Source organism: Mesorhizobium sp. PAMC28654, assembly GCF_020616515.1.
GTDB lineage: Bacteria > Pseudomonadota > Alphaproteobacteria > Rhizobiales > Rhizobiaceae > Mesorhizobium.
Genome location: NZ_CP085135.1, coordinates 5,447,212 through 5,467,783, shown reverse-complemented (window position 1 = coordinate 5,467,783; position 20,572 = coordinate 5,447,212). Strand labels below are relative to the sequence as shown.

Genomic DNA, 20,572 nt, shown 5'->3' with positions numbered 1-20,572 from the left:
GAAGCGAAAAGAGATTCAAGGTGTTAGCGCCTATCGCCGGATACGCGGCGCTTTCATGCAACCAAGATCGCCCCATTAGTGTTATAGTTTTCGCCCGCTTGCGATCCGCGGACCAACCGGATCTCAAGCCCAAAAATGCGCCGGACCCTCCTCCCGACTCGAAGGATTCGGCCCCACGGAGGAAAGGATACATGCCATGAAGCAATTTAACTGCGGATCGCTGGTTCCCGGCTGCGACTGGCACACGCGTGCCGACGAAGAAGCCGAGGTCATGCGCCGAGCCGTCGAGCACATGCGCGAGACGCATGGCGAAACAGTCATCCGCGAAACGATGATCGAGGCAATTCGGTCCCGGATCGAGAAGATCCGCGACGCAGCCTAAAGCGGGTCGCGTCGAAACGGCTTCATGCGACGCGCTTTAGGTCTTTTGTTTTATGCATGTCGTTCTCCCAAAACCGAGGTCACTTTTGGGCGACACGCATTAGACCGCAGCCATGCCCGAACGTTGCGGGATCATGGTTCCAGAGCTTCGGCGGCGCGCTTGATCAGCGCGTCGCGATCGGGCGCAAAACCCGCCTCGACCCATTCGACTTCCAGGTTCTTCAGGACTTCGCCGAGCTTCGGCCCAGGCTTGGCACCAATGGCGGTGAGATCGGCGCCCTTGAGCGGAAATACCGGCTTTTCCCATTTAACAGCAAACGCAAGCAGGCGCGAAAAGCCGCCGGCTTCCAGCAGCGCCTCCGTATCCTCCACCGCGCGCGCCCGCGCCGAGGCGAGCGACAGCCGCAGCCTGTCGACAAAGCCCTGCCGGTCACCGCGATAGAGCTTCTTGGCAAGTTCGCCTTCCGTGGTCTTCGGCTCGACGGCGACACTCAGCGCCCAGTGGCGCAGGCGGTCCGCTTCCGCCGTCGAGAATTTCAGCCTCTCGGCAAGTGTCTTCATGCGCGCGGCATCGGGCGGCACGATCGCCTCCAGCCTGAGCAGGGGATCCGGCGTCCAGCCCAGATCCTTCTCCGCCCGGGTCAGCGGATGGATCGAATCGATGCCCCATTTCTCGCTTTCCGGCAGCACGCTGGTCAGCACGCCGGCCTGGCGCATCCACAGCAGCGCCCGTGACGGATCGGGCGCCGACAGCAGCTTCTTCAGTTCGGACCAGACCCGCTCGGCGGAAAGCTGGCCGAGCCCCTCCTTCAGCCGCGCGCAGGCTTTCAGCCCTTCGGCGTCCGGACGGCCGTCACCATACCAAGCAAAAAAGCGGAAGAACCTGAGGATGCGCAGATAGTCCTCGCGGATGCGCGCTTCCGCATCGCCGATGAAGCGCAGGCGGTGCGCCTCTATGTCGGCGATGCCGCCGACGAGGTCGATGACCTTGCCCTCGGCGTCCGCATAGAGCGCATTGATGGTGAAGTCGCGCCTCTCGGCGTCGGCCTGCCAGTCGCGCCCGAACGAAACCTTGGCGCGCCGTCCGTCGGTCTCGATGTCGGCGCGCAAGGTGGTGACTTCATAAGGTTTGCCGCCAGCGACGACCGTGATCGTGCCATGCTCGATGCCGGTCGGCACCGCCTTGAAGCCTTCAGCCTCGGCACGGCGGATGGTTTCATCAGGCAGGCACGTCGTGGCGATGTCGATATCGGCGACCGGTTGGCCCATCAGCGTGTTGCGCACCGCCCCGCCGGCGACCCGCGCCTCTTCACCGCCTTCGGCCAGAATGCCAAGCAGGCGCTGCAGATGCTTGTCGCCGAGCCAGTCGGCCCTGCCCGCAATCGATGAACTCACGCATAGAGCCTTTCATAGAGCGTACGGATGATGCCGGCGGTGACGCCCCAGATGCGGCGGTCGCCATACGGCATGTCGTAGAAGAACCATTCGAGATCGTTCCACATGCGGCTGTCGCGCTTGTGGTTGGCCGGGTCCATCAGGAAGCGCAGCGGCACTTCGAAGGCGGCATCAACCTCGTCGGCATTGAGTGTCAACTGGAAAGGAGGCCGAACTATGCCCAGCACCGGCGCGATGCGGTAGCCGCTGCCGGCGACATAGTCGGGCATGCGGCCGATGATCTCGATGCGATCCCCGACAAGCCCGATCTCCTCGAACGTCTCGCGCAGCGCCGCCGCTTCCGGGCTGGAGTCGGCCGCATCGATGGTGCCGCCGGGAAAGGCCACCTGCCCCGAATGGCTGCGCAGCTTTTCAGCCCGCTTGGTCAAAAGAACCGTCGCATCGCCGTCGCGGTCGACCACCGGGATGAGCACCGCTGCATCGCGCAATGTCTTTGCCTGGCTGAGACGCGGATGACCGGGATTGAAGCGATGGTCGCCATAGTCGTCGCCGGCATGCGCATCCGGCTGCGCGGCAAAGCGGGCGCGAAAATCCGCGGTGGAAAACCGGGCCGGCGTCACCTGGTCCATCACGCACTCAGCCGCTTCAACTGGTCCGCCGGCATGATCGGAAACACAGCGCCCTTCGAGCGCACGGCGAACATGGTCTGGTCGCCGATCTCGATCTCCTCGCCATGTCCGACCAGTTCATACATCACCGGCCGCGCCACCAGTGCCTCCAGCCGGCCGCGCACCAGCACATAGGGTTTCAGCCCACCTGTCTCGCTCTCGTCGACGAAGCGCAGGGGACGATCCGGCCCGACCTCGACCACATCGCCGACATTGGTGCGGAAGGTGATGACCTGATCGACGCCGCTGCCAGAAACATTCATCTCGACGGCGATGAAGGGCGCATCGGCGACGCGGATGCCGACCCGTTCCACCGGCGTCACCAGATAGGTCTTGCCGTCCGCGTCCTTGCGCAGCACGGAGGAGAAGAGCTGGACCAGCGGCATGCGGCCGATTGGCGTGCCCAGATAGAACCAGGTGCCGTCGGCCTTGATCTCCATGTCGAGATCGCCGCAAAAATCCGGATTCCAGCGCTCGACCGGCGCCGGCCCCTTGCCGGCGCGCGTGGCGCGGGAGACGAGCGCCTCCAGCCCTCGCGCCTCGGTTGCCGCCGTCAGGCTTTCTTCACGATGTTCGGAGTGTTCCGTCATGGTCACGAAATAGTCACTGTTGTTTCGCTTGTCAGCCTAAGTGTACGATTTAAGTTCGATCATAGGCGCTACGCGAGGCCGAATCGCGGCAGTCATGCTATTCTGCGGGCCGGTATTTCCAACAACAAGGATCGATGCTGAATGAGCGTGATGATCAAGGAAAATCCGATCAGCGAAACCGAGATGATCGCCCAGGCCGAAAAGGCACTGTCCGACATCTCCAGGGTTCGCGACGGTGTCGGCCGGGTCATCTTCGGCCAGGAAAGCGTGGTCGAGCGCACACTGGTGGCGGTGCTGGCCGGCGGCCACGCGCTGCTGGTCGGCGTGCCCGGCCTTGCCAAGACCAAGCTGGTCGAAACGCTGGGCATCGTGCTCGGCCTTGATTCGCGCCGCATCCAGTTCACGCCGGACCTGATGCCGTCCGACATCCTCGGTTCCGAGGTGATGGAGCAGGACGAGACCGGCAAGCGTTCCTTCCGCTTCATTCCCGGCCCGATCTTCGCCCAGTTGCTGATGGCCGACGAGATCAACCGCGCCTCGCCGCGCACCCAGTCGGCGTTGCTGCAGGCGATGCAGGAATATCACGTCACCATCGCCGGTGCCCGCCACGACCTGCCGGCCCCCTTCCACGTGCTGGCGACGCAGAACCCGCTGGAGCAGGAAGGCACCTATCCGCTGCCCGAGGCACAGCTCGACCGCTTCCTGATGCAGGTCGACATCCTCTACCCCGACATCGAGGCGGAGCGCCGTATCCTTCTGGAGACCACCGGCATCGAGGATGCGAAAGCCGAAAACGTTCTTCAGCCAGCCCGGTTGAGGGAGATCCAGACGCTGATCCGCCGCATGCCCGTTCCCGAAAGCGTCGTCGAGGCGATCCTCAAGCTGGTGCGCTCGGCGCGCCCCGGCCAGGGCAATGCCGAAACCGACAAGCATGTCGCCTGGGGCCCTGGCCCGCGCGCCAGCCAGGCGTTGACGCTCTGTGCCCGCGCCCGCGCGCTCTACGACGGGCGGCTGGCGCCCTCGGTCGATGATATCAGAGCGCTCGCCGAACCGGTGCTGCAACACCGCATGGCGCTGACCTTCGCCGCCCGCGCCGAAGGCACCACAGTGCGCGACGTGGTGGCGAAGCTGGCCAAAGGTATCTGATGGCGCGTGTTGGCGAGCTCCAGGCACCGACCGCGACGAGAGACGCGCTCGCCCGTGGCCGGTTGCGGGCTTCGCTGGTTCCGGACCTGCTGGTCGAGGCGCGGCGCATCGTCAACACGGTGATCGCCGGCTGGCACGGCCGCCGCAAGCGCGGCATCGGCGAGAATTTCTGGCAGTTCCGGCCCTATGTCGAAGGCGATTCCTCGCGCATCGACTGGCGCCGCTCGGCACGCGACGACCACACCTATGTGCGCGACCGCGAGTGGGAGGCCGCCCATACGGTCTGGCTTTGGGCAGACCCCTCGCCCTCCATGCTCTACAAGTCGACCGGCGCCAGCGTTTCCAAACAGTCGCGGGCGCTGGTGCTGGCACTGGCCATGGCCGAGCTTCTGTCGCGCAGCGGCGAGCGCATCGCCTGGCCGGGCCTGACCGATCCGTTCACCGCCCGCAACGGCGCCGAACGCATCGCGGCGCGGCTGACGCACGCCGGCGACCTGCCGGCAAAGCCCGATTTGTCGGCAATCCGCCGCTTCGCCGACATCGTCATCGTCAGCGATTTCCTCGACCCGGTCGAGGAAACCATGGCCTGGCTCGACGTGCTCGCCCGCCACGGCGTGCGCGCGCATCTGATCGAGGTCGCCGATCCGGCCGAGGAAACCTTTCCCTATGCCGGCCGCACCGAATTCACCGATCCCGAGACCGGCGACAAGCTGACCGCCGGCCGCGCCGAAATGCTCGGTGATGAGTACCGCTTGCTCTACACCGCCCGCCGCCAGGAGCTGGCCGGCTGGTGCAAGCGGCTTGGCTGGAGCTTCACCGTCAACCATACCGACCGCCTCGCCTCCGATGCGCTGGTGCGCCTTCATCTGGCGATGACGGCCGATGGCGGCAATGCCGGAAAGGTCAGCGCATGAGCTGGCTGCCGCTCTCCTTTGGCGCTCCCATGGTGCTGTGGGGCCTGCTGGCGCTGCCGGTGATCTGGTGGCTGCTGCGGCTCACCCCGCCCAAGCCGCAGGCCGAGATCTTTCCGCCGCTGAAGATCCTGGCTCGCGTGTTGAAGCGTGAGGAGACGCCGCAACGGAGCCCATGGTGGCTGACGCTGCTCAGGCTCTTGATGGCAGCGCTCATCGTCGCAGCACTTGCCGAACCGATCTTCAATCCGCGTGAAAAACTGCCGGCCGAGGGTGCCGCCCTTGCGCTGGTCATCGACAATGACTGGGCAAGTGCCGCCGACTGGGGCAAGCGCGTCGCCACCGCCGAGCGGCTGATCGCCGACGCCGGCTCGAACGGCGTGCCGGTGGTCATCGCCTTCACCGCCGAAAAAACCAATGCCGAGATCGGGCCATTCGATGCCGCCAAGGCCCTCGACCGGTTGCGTGCCACAAAGCCCCGGCCGATCCCGACCGACCGTCCCGCCGTCTACGCCCGCGTCGCCGCGGCACTGGCCTCCCTGCCGGGCGCCAGCGTTGCCGTGCTTGCCGACGGCCTCGCCGCGCAAGGCGACGAAGCCGCCTTCAACACGCTCCTGTCGAAGAACGCCGCGCGCGTCGTCTGGGCCGTCACCGATCGGATGTCGCTCGCTGGCCTGACCAGTGCCGAGAACCAGGTGGACGGCTTTGCCCTCACCGCCATTCGCGCGCCGGGCGACCCGGCACCGGCGCAGATCACCGCCGGCGCCTTCGACGACAAGGGCCGCCGCATCGCCGACGCGACACTGACCTTTGCCCCCGGCGAGGCAACCGCCACCGGCACGATGACCGTGCCGTTCGAACTGCGCAACGATTTCGCCTCGATCGCGCTTGACGGCGAACGCCATGCTGGCGCCGTGCGCGTCCTCGACGAAAGCTCCAAGCGCCGCCGCGTCGGGCTGCTGTCGCAGGCCGAGGCCGACCAGGCGCAACCGCTTCTGTCGCCGCTCTATTACATCCGCCGCGCCCTGCAGCCTTTCGCCGACCTCGTCGAGCCGTCGAGCGCCGACCTTGCCGACGCCATCCCTCAGATTCTCGACCAGAAGCCGGCGATGATCATCATGGCCGATATCGGCACGATCCCGGGGCAGGTACGGCAGAGACTGGTCGACTGGGTCGACAATGGCGGCACGCTGGTGCGTTTCGCCGGCTCGCGGCTGGCCGCCGCCGGCAATGACGACGACCTGCTGCCGGTCAGGCTGCGCACCGGCGAGCGCTCGCTCGGCGGCGCCTTGTCGTGGACGTCGCCGCAGCCAGTCACCGAATTTCCGAAGGCCGGCCCCTTCGCCGATCTAGCCCCGCCCACCGAGGTCACCGTCACAAGGCAGGTGCTGGCCGAGCCGACGCCTGACATCGTCGATCGCACCTGGGCCGCACTTGCCGACGGCACGCCGCTGGTGACCGGGCTGAAGAAGGGCAAGGGCACGCTCGTCCTGTTCCATGTCACACCCGAGGCGACGTGGTCCAACCTGCCGATTTCCGGCAGTTTCGTCGAGATGCTCAGGCGCATCGTGCAGATATCGCGCAACCAGGGTGCCGCGGTCGCCAACGCCGAAGCCGCCGCCACCTCGCTGGCGCCCTACCGCATGATATCGGCCGACGGCACGCTGGTGCCTCCGACGCCGGATGCAAGGCCGCTGGTTCCCGGCGCTGGCCGCTTGCCGGTGACCTTCGAGAACCCGCCTGGCCTTTACGGCTCCGAAGCCGGTGTCTTCGCCCACAACCTCCTGGAGGCCGGCAGCGCGTTCGCGCCGCTGGTGCGTCCGAACGTTTCGGTACCGGTCACCGACATCCAGTATGCTTTCGATGAATCACGGAACCTCAAGGGGCCGCTGGTGACTATAGCGCTGTTGCTGATGGCGCTCGACACGCTGGCCGTCTTCTGGATGGGTGGCTTGTTTTCGCGTCGGCCACGCCGCACTAGTGCGGTGACGACCACGGCCGCGCTGCTGATCATGTTCAGCGTATTCGGCCACGCCGACCTCGCCCGCGCCGACGATGCCAAGCCCGGCGATCAGGCGGCGATCGAAGCGATTTCGAAGACCCGCATCGCCTATGTGCTGACCGGCGTTCCTGGCGACGATTCGATCAGCCGCGCCGGGCTGGAAGGCCTGACCCGCTTCCTGATCGAGAAGACCGCGCTCGAACCCGGAGCGCCGGCGGGCGTCGATATCTCGAAGGACGAACTATCCTTCTACCCGCTGATCTACTGGCCGATCGATCCGGCGGCGCCGATGCCGAGCCAGGCCTCGATCGCGCGCATCGACGCCTATATGCAGCAGGGCGGCACGGTGCTGTTCGACACGCGCGACCAGTTCGCCAACGGCATCGGCGCTGATTCGACCAGCCCGGCCACAGAGCGGCTCCGCGACATCCTGGCCAATCTCAACGTGCCGCCGCTCGAGCCGGTGCCGTCCGACCACGTGCTGACCAAGTCCTTCTTCATCCTGCCCGAGTTTCCCGGCCGCTTCGCCGGCAGCCCGCTTTGGGTGGAAGCGTCGCTCGACGCCAGCAACACCGAGAACCGGCCGGTGCGCACCGGCGACGGCGTGTCGCCGATCATGATCACCGCCAATGATTTCGCCGGCGCCTGGGCTGTCGACGAAAACGGTGACCCGTTGCTGCCGACCGTGCCGTCGGACCCGATGCAGCGTATCTATGCGCTGCGCGCCGGCGTCAACATCATGATGTACATGCTGACCGGCAACTACAAATCCGACCAGGTGCATGTCCCCGTGCTGCTCGAACGGCTGGGGCAATAGAATGACGTTGTTTGTTGCGCTCCCTACGCGGATCGACCCTCCCCGCAAGAAGGAGGGTAAGGCATGAACTGGTCGATCTCCTTCGAACCGCTGATCTCCTGGCCGCTGCTGGCTCTCGTGCTTGCGCCATTGCTGCTGCTGTCGCTGGTCGGGCTGTGGTTTCGCCAGCGCGGCTCGGTCCTGCGCTTCGTCGCCCTGCTGGCCTTGGGCGCCGCCGTCCTCAATCCGGTTTTCCTCGACGAGGAGCGCGAGGCGCTGAAAAGCGTCGTCGCCCTGATCGTCGACCGCAGCCCGAGCCAGGATATCGGCGACCGCACCAAGCAGACCGACGAGGCTCTGGCCGGCCTGCAGCAGCGCCTTGGCCGCTTCAGGCAGTTCGACGTCCGCGTCATCGATGCCGGCAAGACAGAGGCAACCGACGAGCGCGCCGAAACGCGGCTTTTCAGTGCGCTCGAAGGCGCGTTCCGCGACGTGCCGCCGTCGCGTATCGGTGGCGCCATCATGATCACCGATGGTCAGGTGCATGACGCGCCGGCAGGCAGCCCCGATTTCCATGCGCCGCTGCACGCGCTGATCACCGGCAACGACCACGAAAAGGACCGCCGCATCCGCTTCGACAATGCGCCGCGCTTTGGCCTTGTCGGCAAGCCGCTGGACATGAGCTACCGTGTCATCTCGACCGAGAACGAGACCGCTCCGGTCGATGTCCGCGTTTCCGTCAACGGCCAGCAGGTTTCCGTGGAGCACGCCATCGTCGGCCAGACGATGCCGCTACAGGTGACCATTCCCGGCGCCGGCCGCAACATCATTGAACTCGCCATCGACAAGGAGCCGGGCGAACTCACCGAAACCAACAACCGCGCCATCGCGCTGGTCGACGGCATTCGCGAGAACCTGCGCGTGCTGCTCGTCTCGGGCGAGCCGCATGCCGGTGAGCGCACCTGGCGCAATCTCTTGAAGTCCGACGCCTCGGTCGATCTCGTCCACTTCACCATCCTGCGTCCGCCGGAAAAGCAGGACGGCACGCCGATCAACGAATTGTCGCTGATCGCCTTCCCGACGCGCGAACTCTTCGTCGAGAAGATCAAGGATTTCGACCTGATCATCTTCGACCGCTACCAGCACCGCGACGTGCTGCCGATCCTCTATTACGACTACATCGCCGAATATGTCGAAAAGGGCGGCGCGCTGCTGATCGCCGCCGGCCCCGAATATGCCGGCGACGCCTCGATCGCGCGCACGCCGCTGATGTCGGCGCTGCCGGCGATGCCGACCGGCGAAGTCATCGACAAGGCCTTTTATCCACGCCTCACCGACCTTGGCCAACGCCACCCGGTGACGCGCGGCCTCGACGGGTCCGCCACCGAGCCGCCGCACTGGAGCCGCTGGTTCCGCACCATCGGCGTGCAGAACCCCGAAGGCCAGGTGGTGATGAAGGGCGCCGACAACCGACCGCTGCTCGTGCTCGACCGCAAGGGCGAAGGCCGTGTCGGCATGCTCCTGTCCGACCAGGGCTGGCTGTGGGCACGTGGCTTCGAGGGCGGCGGGCCGCATGTCCAGCTTTACCGGCGAATCGCCCACTGGCTGATGAAGGAGCCGGAGCTCGAGGAGGAGCGGCTGACCGCCGACGGGCGCGGCATGGTGCTGGAGATCCGCCGCCAGACCATGGCCGACGATCCCGGCACGGCCCAGGTCATCACCCCTTCAGGCAAGACCATGAGCGTCAAGCTCGACAAGTCGGAGCCCGGCGTCTTCCTCGGCAGCATCCAGACCAGCGAGATCGGCCTCTACCAGATCGCCAATGGCGACCTGACGGCTCTCGCCCATGTCGGCCCCATCAACTCGCCGGAATTCGCCGATGTCGTTTCCACGCTGGACCGCCTCAGGGCGCCGGCGGAAGCAACCGGCGGCAGCGTGCGCCGGCTCGCGACGTCGTCAGCCAGCGACGTTACCTTGCCGTCCATCGTGCCGGTGCGCTCCTCGGGCGAGGCTTCGGGCAGCGACTGGATCGGCCTGCGCACCACCGACGACAGCGTGCTGAAGGCGGTCTCGCGTGTACCCTTGTTCGGCGGCTTCCTCGGCCTCGGCCTGCTGCTGCTGGCAATGGGCTCGATGTGGTACCGCGAGGGAAGGTAGCGGCAAGTCTTCCTTCTCCCCGTTTACGGGGAGAAGGTGCCCGAAGGGCGGATGAGGGGGTGAGAAGTGGTCCGCGCAGCGGACGAAAAGCCAATTGCTTGGCTTTTCGAACTTCGAACGCCCTGAGCCTGCGAAGGGCCGCCTGTCTGGCGACTTGTTGTCAAACTGCGGCGTGCAGGCCGCTGCCCTCCGCTATGGCTTCGGGCGTTCGTCGCTTCAATCGACAAATCGTTGTCGATTGATCGCCCTGCGGGCGACCACTCCTCACTCCTCCGGCTCGGTCGTGAACATCAGCGGGTAGCCCTTGGCCTTGCCGGCGTCGGTGGCGCGTGTTGCCTTGGTCTCGGCGACGTCCTTGGTGAAGACGGCAACGACACAGACGCCGCGGCGATGGGCGGTGATCATCACCCGGTGCGCCTGGTCCTCGCTCAGCTTGAACTCGCCCTTCAGCACCGTCACCACGAATTCGCGCGGCGTGAAATCGTCATTGATGAGGATGACCTTGTAGAGCTTCGGCCGCTGTACCTGCGGCTTGACCTCGACACGGGGTTTTGTGGTGATCTCGGGCATCGGAACCGGCAATTACGCGACCATTCAAGTCGAGGATATGGCTGTCACTTTGACATGGGCAAACGCCGCCGTCCATTTGGAGCGGCCACGAGCCGGCCCCCCTGCCATTCACCTTTATGTGGGAATTATCGACCGCCGTTCAACGGCCCTGGCGCCCGACCATGCGGCGCGATTGTGTTCCGGCCGCGTCCTGGCGACGCTCGCGCCATGCGACCACGACCCAGGCGACGAAACAGATCAGCGTGGCGCTGACCAGGACGATCATCAGCCAGTTCTGCAACGGCGTGATGTAGTCCCAGTCCCTGGAAATCAGCGGCGCGAACAGCGAAGGCTCGGTTCGCCCACTGACCGGATCGGGTACCGGACTCGCGGTCAACAGGATCAATACCCTGACCAGCGCGGAGACCAACAGGCCGCCGAGCACCATCGAGCGCAAAATGGACGAAGGCCGCGTGTTCATGCGGATAGCCTTAGCAGGCGGCAATTGCGATCAGGTTAAGGATCGCCGCGGCCCGTCGAATATAGGTGTTGCGGTTGCGCGGATAGAAGAAGGCCGCTCCAGCCGAATCTCAACTGAAGCGGCCTTGTTCAGGCTAGATAGAGACCCGGATCAGGGCTTCTTCGGGGCCACCTTCTTCGGGGCCATCTTCTTCACCGGGCACTTGTGCGTCTTGGTGGCCTTGCAGGCCTTCTTGACGGTCTTCTTCGGAGCAGCCTTCATCGGCTTCGCAGCGGCCGGCGCGGTGGCTGCCGGCGCGGTCGTGGTGGTGGTTGCGGCAGGAGCGGTGGTCGTCGTCTGGGCGTTGCCGAGAACCGGCATCGAGAAGGAGAGAGCGACGGCGAGACCGAGGGCGGAGAGAAGGGACTTGTTCATGGCTGGTTTCCTTTTTTTATGCGGGTCGATAGTGAGTGTCACTGAGCCGGGTCGATCGGTGTCACTCCAAGCAGTTTCAGAGCATTGGCGAGCATCCGGATTCCCTGTGCCTGTTTCTTGTTGGCGCAGAACCGGTTGCCCTTTCTCTGAAGTGCCTTTGCCGCGGTGACCTGCGTTGCCGTGGCGTGGGTTTCGAGGGCTTCGTCAAATTGGTGGCTGAGATTGGTGCAGCGTTCGGTCCGGGTGAGCACCTTTGCATCCGATTGTTCGACCACGGCCGTGACGAGCGATATGCCGAGCACCGCACCCATCAGACTGATCGAGAACCTTTGCATTGGCTTTCCGTAACTCCGGGCACTAACGTCGCAGCCGTTCACCTGACCGCCACGTGACCACTTATGCCTCTGTATGTTTTCGCGAGTTTTTCCCGAATATAGAAATTTGTGTCTGAATTGTTTCTGGGAAATCGGGACTGAAATCCAACCATCACCACTGGCCAAGATATGGCCTGAATTCTATCGTGTGGATGACGGAGTGATGACTATGCAATTCATGATGACAGGCCACCTGTGAAATCAGACGCACACATACTGATCGTCGACGACGACAAGGGCATTCGCGACCTGCTTCAGGAATTCTTCCAGAAGCGGGGGCTGCGCACCACGGTGGCTTCCGACGGCACGGAGATGGAGGCCATCCTGCGCCGCACGGCGGTCGATCTCATCATTCTGGACGTCATGCTGCCGGGAAAGAGCGGCCTGGAGCTGTGCCGTGACATCCGCGCCAGCTATTCGACGCCGATCATCATGCTGACGGCGGTCACCGAGACCACCGACCGCGTGGTTGGGCTGGAGATGGGCGCCGACGACTATGTCCCCAAACCCTTCGATCCGCGCGAATTGCTGGCCCGCATACGCGCCGTGCTGAGGCGCCACGGCACCACCGAGCCGAAGCGCGCCACCACCAAGCAGATCTACCATTTCGCTGGCTGGACCATGGACTGTTCGCGCCGGCGGCTGATCGCGCCGGGGGACGTTCGGGTCGAGTTGACGATGGCGGAATTCAACCTGCTGCAGACCTTCGTCAAGAGCGCGCAGCGCGTGCTGACCCGCGACCAACTCATCGAACTCTCGGGCGGCGACACCGACTACAGTTTCGACCGCAGCATCGACATTCTTGTCAGCCGGCTGCGGCGCAAGATGGAAGACGATCCCAAGACACCGAAACTGATCCTCACGGTACGCAGCGGCGGCTACCAGTTCCTGCCCGAGACGACGTCCGAATGAGACGCTTCCTGCCGCAGACGCTGCCCGTCTGGGTGCTGCTCATCGTCATTGCCGGCCTGTTGATCAGCCAGGTCGCAACGCTCTACATCGTGTCGCGCGACCGGGTGGCGGCCAATGACGTGGTCGACCTCTACCGGCTCAACGACCGCGCCTTCTCGCTGGTGCAGTTGATGAGCGGCGCCACGCCCGAGCAGCGCAAGGTGACCGCGGCCGGCCTGTTCAATTCCGCTTATGCGCTGACCGTTTCGGACACGCCCGCCGTCACCTCATCGATCGCCGGCGACGACGAACTGGCCGAGCTCGAGGACATCATGGTCAGCCGGCTGTCGAAATTCGGCATCACCGACGCGCGGGTTCGCCGCGACCCGGCCACGACCGAGACCGGCGACACCGACGGCGTGGTCGACCGCGCCGACATCGGCCAGGTGGAGCGCGACCTTCTGGCGCTGTCGGCCAATTTCGCCCAGAGCGACAAGCTGACGGCGTCGCTGCGCTTCGACGACGGCCAGTGGCTGAACTTCACCGAGCCCAACACCCCCGTCGGCCCTATACTGAGCCTCGACAGCTTGCCGCTCTATTCGCTGATCGCCGGGCTGGTGGTGATCATGTCGATCTGGTCGCTGCGCCGGCTGACCGCGCCCTACCGGATGATGGAAACCGCGGTGAACAGGATCGGCAAGGATCTGAAGAGCCCGCCGATCTCCGAGGCGGGCAGCCGCGAGGTCCGCGCCGCGGCCAAGGCGATCAACGCCATGCAGGCAAGGCTGCGCGAATATGTCGAGGATCGCGAACATCTCGCCGCCGCGCTCGCGCATGATCTGCGCACGCCGCTGACCAGGATGCGGCTGCGCCTGGAGTTGCTGCGCAAGTCGCCAGCGCGCGCCGCGCTTGCCCATGACCTCGCCGACATCGAGGGCATCGCGAGCTCCGTCATCGACTTCGCCACCTTCGAGGTGACCGAGGAAAAGAATGAAAGGATCGATTTCCTGTCACTCGTGGAGGCGGTCGCCGACGGTTTCGAGGCTGTCTCGTTCGAGGACGACGAGGCGCATTCGCGCGGCCTGATCTGCGTCGCGCGACCGGTGGCACTTCGGCGCTGCGTCACCAATCTCGTCCAGAATGCCGTGACCTACGGCAAGCGGGCGCACCTGACCCTGCAGCGATCGGAAAACACCGTGACACTCGCCATCCGTGACGAGGGGCCGGGCATACCGCAGGCTCAGCTCGACACGGTTTTCAGCTCATTCGTTCGCCTAGAACAGTCCCGCAACCGCCAGACCGGCGGCCTCGGCCTTGGCCTGACCATTGCCCGCAACATCGCCCGTGGCGCGGGCGGCGAGATCCGCTTGTCCAATTATCCCGGCGGCGGTCTGCTGACGGAGCTGCGCCTGCCGCTGGCGGCGTGATGCACCCAAAGTGCGCAGCGTCTGGGTGATGGACATAAAAGGATTAGCTTGAAGCGCGTTGCGTGACGCGACGCGCTTTGGCAGGGCGGCTGCCCCGCGCCCTCAAAAAGCCTTGCTGAGGCGGACCTGCCCTCGGGCGGTGAAAGCGTTGTCGCTGCCATAACCGACCTCGAAGCCGCTATCCAACATTACGCCATGGCCGACCGCCGCCGCGACGTCGGCGCCGGCAAAGCCGCGCACCGCCGTCTTCTTGGCGCCGGAGGCGAAGGAGATGTCCTGGCCAAGCAGCGTGGCCGAAACGTCGCCGCTGCTCTGGGCTATGCCGTCCACGCCGGCCCGCAGGGTGGTCTGCCAGGCCTGGCTCGGCGTCGTGACTTGCGGCAGCGCCAGCGCCAGTTGCCCGCGCACTTCGAACAAATGAACGTCGCGCCGCGCAACCGCGAGATCGGCGGCGGAACCCGTTTCCGTATAATCGCCAACGAAGAGACCCGCGTAACGCAGCCGCACGCTCGGCATCAGCGTACCCATGGCGACAGGAAGCCGCGTGCCGAGTGTCAGCGCCGGGCTGATGAAGGTGCCGTTGAAATCCGCCCGCGCCGTTTCGATGCCGCCGAGCACGAGGTTGTTGGCGACACGGCGGCTGCTGTGCTCGTCGAGCATGCCAGCGACGAAAGACAGATTGGCGAAGCGCTGGCCAAGATCATAGCCGAGATAGCCGCCCGCGAACACGCTGCGGTGGGTGATCTCCTGCGCGCTGTCATCGACGTCGGTCGTTCCGGTTGCCGCACCCACGAACACGCCGCCCAGGAAACCGTCGCCCGAACGTCTTTCGGCACCGACAACGATGCCGCCAAGCGCCTGGCTGAACCCGGCCGCGGCGCCCGAACCATCCTGGGAGCGAATCCCGCCGAACGTCGACAACCAGGCGTCCGGGCCGGAACGTGGCCCAAGCACATCATCATGCGGGGTCGTCAGACGCGTCTCGATAACGCCGCTCACCGCGTCGGCAAGGTCTTCCACCAGCGACCCGGCGCTGGCAAAGCCGGTGATGTCGACCACCGCCACCTGGTTGCCGTTGACGACGAAGGGCCGCCCCCCGGTCAGGATGGTCTGCGGAACACCGCCGCTTCCCGAAAAGGTCATGACGGCGTTCAACGCCGGCCCGAAGCTTACCGTGTTGCCGGAGCCGGAGAAGACGATCGGCCCCTGGATTGCCGTGCCGGCCAAGAGGTTCAGCGTCGCGTTGGACGCGCCGAAGGAGATGGCCGTGCTTGTGCTCTCGTTAAAGTCGTTGAAGACGGTGCCGGAGTTGGTGACCACTGCGTTGCCGACCTGGGTGCTTATACCGACCGACCCAGCCCCGGACATGTAAACCGCGCCGCTATTAACGATAACAATATCATTACCAGCGGCACCGATACCGGTAGAAGCCGTCCCGGAAACCGAGATCACCCCGGAATTGGTCACGCGCAGGCCGGTCGGGAATCCTGGGGGGTCGGTGGGGTCGTGTGCCCAGAAAATGCCCGAAGCACCGATCCCGTCGGCCTCGATAGTGCCGCTGTTCGAAATGGTCAGGTCGGATTTGCCTCCGAGTATTGCAACGGACGCTTTGCCGGAAACCCCGATGAAGCCCTGGTTGTCCACATGCGCGCCGACCCCATTGGCGATGATGCCGAACGTGGCGTTGGTGCCAACGGCCACGACAAAGCCATCGTTGACGATGTTGGCATTGCTGCCCTCGGCCACGACGCTGGCGGATCCGTCACCTTCGGCAAGAATGATCGAGTTCCCGTTGTTGATGATCGTTGCATCAGCGCCCGTCGAATATATGGTGAAAGCACCGCCGCCGAACGTTCCGATATCCCCGGAATTGGTGAGACGCTGGCCTGAATTGGACATCAGCACCGCGTCTTCGCCGGGGTTGAATGTCTGGATTATTCCACCTGAGTCGACGGTTCCGGTATCGCCGGCATCGCTCATCGTCTGCTGGCCGACATCCTGGCCATTACCGATGGTGAAGCTCTGGGAAAAAGCGGGATCGTCGCCAAGCGTCACCGCTGCGAAAAGCGATATCGCCACGGCTGCCTGAGCCCTTGTGCGCAACTTGAGTATCATCCCGCCCCTTGCGTAAGAGTACGCATTGCCGAAACCCTGCACCGACCGGACACGAAAGGCAAGGTCAGGTCCGGGGGCAGTCCTGTATACCGGCCGCCTTGTGTGGACTATCGGCAACACCGCCCTTTGCCGGTCGAGGAGCCGATTTGATGCCCGGATGGCCACTGCATTGGTCCGCATTATCCGTCCGACCTGCCATGAAGCGGCGGAGAACGCCTACCGCCGCAACACCGCCGACAGCACATCCCTGATGCCGATGGCGCCGACGAACCGCGACTGGTCGTCGAACAGCGCGACAGGGGCCGTCTGCGAGCGGTGCATGGCGAGCATCACCGTCTTCAGCGACGTGCCGGGATTGGCCCAGAACACCTGGGCGCCCTCCTCCGGCTGTCCCTCGACATCGGCGCAGGACACCCACCGCCGGCTTGCCGTCGCGTTCGGCCGCCGCCACCAGTCCGTGGTCGTCGATCTTGAAGCGCGTCGTCTTGCGCCTGTCGAGCCACACCCAGCCATCCACGCCATGCTCAAGGTCGCGTCTGTCGCGCATCACGTTCCAGGCGGTGAGCACCGACAGCGGGTTCACATTGGCGATGAAATCGCGGACATAGTCGTTGGCGGGGCGCAGCACGATGTCTTCCGGCGCGCCGGTCTGCACGATGCGCCCGCCCTCCATGATGGTGATATGGCTGCCGATCTTCAGCGCCTCCTCGAGGTCATGGCTGACGAAGATGATGGTCTTCTTCAGTTCCTCCTGCAACTGCAGCAATTCATCTTGCAGCTTGGTGCGGATCAGCGGATCGAGCGCCGAGAACGGCTCGTCCATCAACAGGATCGGCGCCTCGGTGGCGAAGGCGCGCGCCAGGCCGACGCGCTGCTGCATGCCACCGGAAAGCTCATGGGCATATTTCTTCGACCATTGCTCGAGATTGACCAGCTTGAGCTGCTTGTGCACGCGTTCCTTGCGTTCGGCTTCCGGCACGCCGGCGAGTTCGAGGCCCAGGCCGACATTTTCCTCCACCGTGCGCCACGGCAGCAGGCCGAACTGCTGGAACACCATGGCCACCTGCTTCTGCCGCAGCCGGCGCAGCGTCGCCTGGTCGCAGGTGACGACATCGACGGTCTTGTCGCCATCCTTGACCAGCACTTGGCCGCGCGACACGACGTTCAGCCTGTTGACCGCCCGCAGCAGCGTCGACTTGCCCGAACCGGACAGGCCCATCAGCACGGAGATCTCGCCCTCATGCACGGTCAGGCTGGCGCCGGCGCAGCCCAGCACATTGCCGGTTTTTTCAAGGATCTCTGCGCGGGTAGCGCCGGCGTCGATAAGCGCCAGGGAACCCGCCTGGTCGGCGCCGAAGACGATGTCGACATTCCTGAAATCGACAGCAACGGTCATTTCTTGCCTCCAACGTTAATGCGGGTCATCCGGTCGAGAACGATGGCCAGCACAACGATGGCAAGGCCAGCCTCAAGTCCAAGGTCGATCCTGCGCGAGCCGAGCGCCCGGTTGATTTCGGTGCCAAGGCCGCCGGCGCCGATCAGCGCCGCGAACACCACCATCGACAGCGACAGCATGATCGACTGGGTGAGGCCCGCCATGATGGTGGGCAGCGCCGAAGGCAATTCCACCTTCCAGAGCAGCTGGCTCTTGGTGGCGCCAAACGCCTCGCCGGCTTCGACGATCGCCTTGGGCACCGAGACGACGCCGAGATGAGTGAGCCTGACCGCGGTCGGGATGACGAAGATGATGGTGACGATGAGGCCAGGCGCGTTGCCAAGGCCGAACAGCGTCAGTACCGGGATCAGGTAGACGAAGGTCGGCAGCGTCTGCATCAGGTCGAGCACTGGCAGCATGACCCGGTAGACCTTCGGCTTGTGCGCGGCCCAGATGCCCATCGGCACGCCGATGGCCATTGCCATCGCGGCGGCGGCCACCACCAGCACCAAGGTCTGCACCGTCTGCTTCCAGAGGTTCTGGTTGATGATGAAGATCAGGCCGAGGAACACGCCGATGGCAAGCGGCCTGGAGCGCTGCAGCAGCCAGGCGATGGCGGCGATGATCAGCGCCAGCAGCACAGGCGGCACGACCAGCAGGATGTTGACCAACCCGTCGAGGAGGAAATTGAGGCCATTGGAGAAGGCCCTGAATATGGTGTCGAAATTGTCGGTCAGGAAGCCGAAGAACGCCTTGCCCCAGGCGCCTATCGGGATCTTGTGATCGATCATGAATTGGGAAATCGGATCCATGTCACCCCTCTTCGTCCAGGAGCCGCCCTGCTCTCGGCTCGCGCAACGTCATCTTGTCACAGGATATGAAAAAGGGCAGCCCTTTCTACGGTACTGCCCTGATCAGAGCGCCGCGCGTCCCGAAGGGCGCGCGGGGAATGTTGCAACACGTTGATCTTGCGCATGACCCGGCGAAAATCGAAGGCGATTTTCGGAGTCATGCGCTAGTCCGGCCACGCTGGGTGCAAAGTCGGCTCAGCTTCCGAGCGCGGTCTTGACTGCGGCAGCCGCGTCGCCACCGTCAAAGGTGGTCACGCCGGCGATCCAGGGTGCAACCGCATCTGGATGCTTCTTCAGCCAGGCGGTCGCCACCGTGGTGGCATCGCCGCCCTTGAGGATCGCGTCCATCATCTCGCCTTCCATGGCCAGGTTGAACTTCATATTGGCGATCAGCTTGCCGGCATTCGGGCATTCCGTGGTGTAGCCCTTGCGCACATTGGTAAAGACCGTGGCGGCGCCGAAGCCGCTGTCGCCCATGCCGTCGAGATAGGTGATCTTCATGGCGCCCATCACCGGATGCGGCGTCCAGCCGAGGAAGGCGATCCACTCATTGTTCTTCATCGACTGCTCGGCCTGCGTCAGCATGCCGGCTTCCGAGGATTCAACCAGTTCGAAGCCATCAAGCTTGTCGGCGGGGTTCTTGATCATGTCGAGAATGATGCGGTTGCCGTCATTGCCGGCCTCGATGCCGTAGATCTTGCCGTTGAACTTGTCCTTGAACTTGCCGAGGTCGGTCAGCGACTTGACGCCGGCGTCCGCGACATAGGTCGGCACGACAATGCCATAGCCGGCACCAGTCAGGTTGGTGCTGATGGTTTCGACCGAGCCGTCGGCGGTGTAATCCTTGATGTCGTTGGTCATCGACGGCATCCAGTTGCCGAGGAAGACGTCAAGGTCCTTGTTCTTGAGCGACGCCATGGTGACCGGCACCGAAAGCTGGATCACCTTCGGATCGTAGCCGAGCGCTGTGAGCAGCACCGAGGTAAGGCCGGTGGTTGCCTGGATGTCGGTCCAGCCGACATCGGAGAGACGCACCGTCTTGCAGCTTGCCGCATCACCGGCATAGGCGGCACTCGTGGACAGCAGAGCCGCAAGACCGAGGCCTGCGACGAAGGAATTCATACGCGACATAGTCATTCTCCCATTGTGATTCTTTGGCGAAGCGAAGTCACGGTTTCTCTGCCCGCCTTGTTTCGTCAGCCAAACATCATTTTGGAGCGGATTCAAGCGGCAAGGCAATCACGATCAACGGCGCGGACTGGCCGATCAGCGACACGCTTCCCGCTTTTCTGGAGCACGGGCGTCGTTTTCTGGTGGACTGTCGAGGCGCCCCCTCCCCGCGCGCCGACAAGTCGGCTTAAAAGGCAGCATGGCCAAGCTCTATTTCAACTATGCGACGATGAATGCCGGCAAGACGACGATGCTGCTGCAGGCGTCGTACAATTACCGCGAGCGCGGCATGACGACGATGCTGTTCGTCGCCGGCCATTATCGCAAGGGCGATACCGGGCTGATCTCGTCGCGCATCGGCCTGGAGACCGAGGCCGAGATGTTCCGCGACGGCGACGACCTGTTCGCCCGGGTCGCCTCGCATCACGAACATACGACGGTGCATTGCGTGTTCGTCGACGAGGCGCAGTTTCTCGAGGAGGAGCAGGTCTGGCAGCTTGCCCGCATCGCCGACCGGCTGAACATTCCGGTGATGTGCTACGGCCTGCGCACGGATTTCCAGGGCAAGCTGTTTTCCGGCTCGCTTGCTTTGCTGGCCATCGCCGACGATCTGCGCGAGGTGCGCACCATCTGTCGCTGCGGCCGCAAGGCAACGATGGTCGTGCGCCTCGGCGCCGACGGCAAGGTGGCCCGCCAGGGCGAGCAGGTGGCGATCGGCAAGGATGTCTATGTCTCGCTCTGCCGCCGCCATTGGGAAGAAGAAATGGGCCGCGCCGCGCCCGACGATTTCATCGGCTTCATGAAGCCCTGAACGCCTCG

The 20,572-nt window shown here is 64.5% G+C and carries 18 protein-coding genes and 1 pseudogene; 8 read left to right on the top strand and 11 right to left on the bottom strand.

The features are described 5' to 3' along the window. The first annotated feature begins 196 nt into the window (after window positions 1-196). On the top strand, window positions 197-382 hold the full coding sequence (locus LGH82_RS26805; protein ID WP_227345608.1) for a DUF1059 domain-containing protein: 186 nt from the start codon (window positions 197-199) through the stop codon (window positions 380-382). Between the two features lie 131 nt (window positions 383-513). On the opposite strand, the gene LGH82_RS26800 is transcribed toward LGH82_RS26805, so the two are convergent. The 3 genes from LGH82_RS26800 to LGH82_RS26790 are packed head-to-tail and all read right to left on the bottom strand — an operon-like array spanning window position 514 to window position 3,034. Continuing rightward, on the bottom strand, window positions 514-1,776 hold the full coding sequence (locus LGH82_RS26800) for a CCA tRNA nucleotidyltransferase (protein ID WP_227345607.1): 1,263 nt from the start codon (window positions 1,774-1,776) through the stop codon (window positions 514-516). After that, window positions 1,773-2,405, bottom strand: a complete 633-nt coding sequence (locus tag LGH82_RS26795; RefSeq protein WP_227345606.1) for a CoA pyrophosphatase — start codon at window positions 2,403-2,405, stop codon at window positions 1,773-1,775. Before LGH82_RS26795 ends, LGH82_RS26800 begins: the two co-directional genes overlap by 4 nt. Then, on the bottom strand, window positions 2,405-3,034 hold the full coding sequence (locus LGH82_RS26790; protein ID WP_227349691.1) for a DUF1285 domain-containing protein: 630 nt from the start codon (window positions 3,032-3,034) through the stop codon (window positions 2,405-2,407). Before LGH82_RS26790 ends, LGH82_RS26795 begins: the two co-directional genes overlap by 1 nt. Before the next feature lie 141 nt (window positions 3,035-3,175). On the opposite strand from LGH82_RS26790, the gene LGH82_RS26785 reads away from it, so the two are divergent. From LGH82_RS26785 to LGH82_RS26770, 4 genes are all read left to right on the top strand, one after another. Then, a complete protein-coding gene (locus tag LGH82_RS26785; protein WP_227345605.1) occupies window positions 3,176-4,180 on the top strand; it encodes an AAA family ATPase in 1,005 nt (334 codons plus the stop codon). Beyond that, window positions 4,180-5,094: a DUF58 domain-containing protein gene (locus tag LGH82_RS26780; protein ID WP_227345604.1), complete on the top strand. Its 915-nt coding sequence runs from the start codon at window positions 4,180-4,182 to the stop codon at window positions 5,092-5,094. The genes LGH82_RS26785 and LGH82_RS26780 overlap by 1 nt, the downstream gene beginning before the upstream one ends. Next, a complete protein-coding gene (locus tag LGH82_RS26775) occupies window positions 5,091-7,910 on the top strand; it encodes a DUF4159 domain-containing protein (protein ID WP_227345603.1) in 2,820 nt (939 codons plus the stop codon). The genes LGH82_RS26780 and LGH82_RS26775 overlap by 4 nt, the downstream gene beginning before the upstream one ends. A 63-nt stretch (window positions 7,911-7,973) precedes the next feature. After that, window positions 7,974-10,046 carry a hypothetical protein gene (locus LGH82_RS26770; RefSeq protein WP_227345602.1) on the top strand — a complete coding sequence of 691 codons (2,073 nt, stop codon included), beginning with the start codon at window positions 7,974-7,976 and terminating at the stop codon, window positions 10,044-10,046. 264 nt (window positions 10,047-10,310) lie between these two features. On the opposite strand, the gene clpS is transcribed toward LGH82_RS26770, so the two are convergent. The 4 genes from clpS to LGH82_RS26750 all read right to left on the bottom strand — a co-directional run bounded on the left by clpS (window position 10,311) and on the right by LGH82_RS26750 (window position 11,825). Next, window positions 10,311-10,616 (bottom strand): ATP-dependent Clp protease adapter ClpS, encoded by a 306-nt coding sequence (gene clpS, locus LGH82_RS26765; RefSeq protein WP_227345601.1) that lies wholly within the window; start codon window positions 10,614-10,616, stop codon window positions 10,311-10,313. A gap of 139 nt (window positions 10,617-10,755) precedes the next feature. After that, on the bottom strand, window positions 10,756-11,076 hold the full coding sequence (locus LGH82_RS26760; RefSeq protein WP_227345600.1) for a hypothetical protein: 321 nt from the start codon (window positions 11,074-11,076) through the stop codon (window positions 10,756-10,758). A 150-nt stretch (window positions 11,077-11,226) separates the two neighbouring features. Then, window positions 11,227-11,490: a hypothetical protein gene (locus tag LGH82_RS26755; protein WP_227345599.1), complete on the bottom strand. Its 264-nt coding sequence runs from the start codon at window positions 11,488-11,490 to the stop codon at window positions 11,227-11,229. Window positions 11,491-11,528: 38 nt separating this feature from the next. After that, window positions 11,529-11,825: a hypothetical protein gene (locus tag LGH82_RS26750; protein ID WP_227345598.1), complete on the bottom strand. Its 297-nt coding sequence runs from the start codon at window positions 11,823-11,825 to the stop codon at window positions 11,529-11,531. Window positions 11,826-12,059: 234 nt separating this feature from the next. Here LGH82_RS26750 and LGH82_RS26745 point away from each other — a divergent pair, with 234 nt between their 5' ends. Together LGH82_RS26745 and LGH82_RS26740 are read left to right on the top strand one after the other, a co-directional pair. After that, window positions 12,060-12,776 (top strand): response regulator, encoded by a 717-nt coding sequence (locus LGH82_RS26745; protein ID WP_227345597.1) that lies wholly within the window; start codon window positions 12,060-12,062, stop codon window positions 12,774-12,776. Continuing rightward, window positions 12,773-14,182, top strand: a complete 1,410-nt coding sequence (locus tag LGH82_RS26740; protein ID WP_227345596.1) for an ATP-binding protein — start codon at window positions 12,773-12,775, stop codon at window positions 14,180-14,182. The genes LGH82_RS26745 and LGH82_RS26740 overlap by 4 nt, the downstream gene beginning before the upstream one ends. 102 nt (window positions 14,183-14,284) lie before the next feature. On the opposite strand, the gene LGH82_RS26735 is transcribed toward LGH82_RS26740, so the two are convergent. From LGH82_RS26735 to choX, 4 genes and pseudogenes are all read right to left on the bottom strand, one after another. Next, the gene (locus LGH82_RS26735; RefSeq protein ID WP_227345595.1) at window positions 14,285-16,261 is read right to left on the bottom strand and encodes an autotransporter outer membrane beta-barrel domain-containing protein; all 1,977 of its coding nucleotides are present in this window, start codon (window positions 16,259-16,261) and stop codon (window positions 14,285-14,287) included. A 252-nt stretch (window positions 16,262-16,513) separates the two neighbouring features. Then, a pseudogene (gene choV, locus LGH82_RS26730) lies at window positions 16,514-17,693 on the bottom strand (choline ABC transporter ATP-binding protein). Then, complete coding sequence (gene choW, locus LGH82_RS26725; protein WP_227345594.1) at window positions 17,690-18,544, bottom strand: choline ABC transporter permease subunit; 855 nt, start codon at window positions 18,542-18,544, stop codon at window positions 17,690-17,692. Before choW ends, choV begins: the two are co-directional and overlap by 4 nt. 234 nt (window positions 18,545-18,778) lie before the next feature. Then, a complete protein-coding gene (choX, locus tag LGH82_RS26720; protein ID WP_227345593.1) occupies window positions 18,779-19,714 on the bottom strand; it encodes a choline ABC transporter substrate-binding protein in 936 nt (311 codons plus the stop codon). 238 nt (window positions 19,715-19,952) lie between these two features. Between choX and LGH82_RS26715 the strand changes: the two genes are divergently transcribed. Then, window positions 19,953-20,564, top strand: coding sequence for a thymidine kinase (locus LGH82_RS26715; RefSeq protein WP_227345592.1), 612 nt, complete (start codon window positions 19,953-19,955; stop codon window positions 20,562-20,564). Window positions 20,565-20,572: the final 8 nt, after the last annotated feature.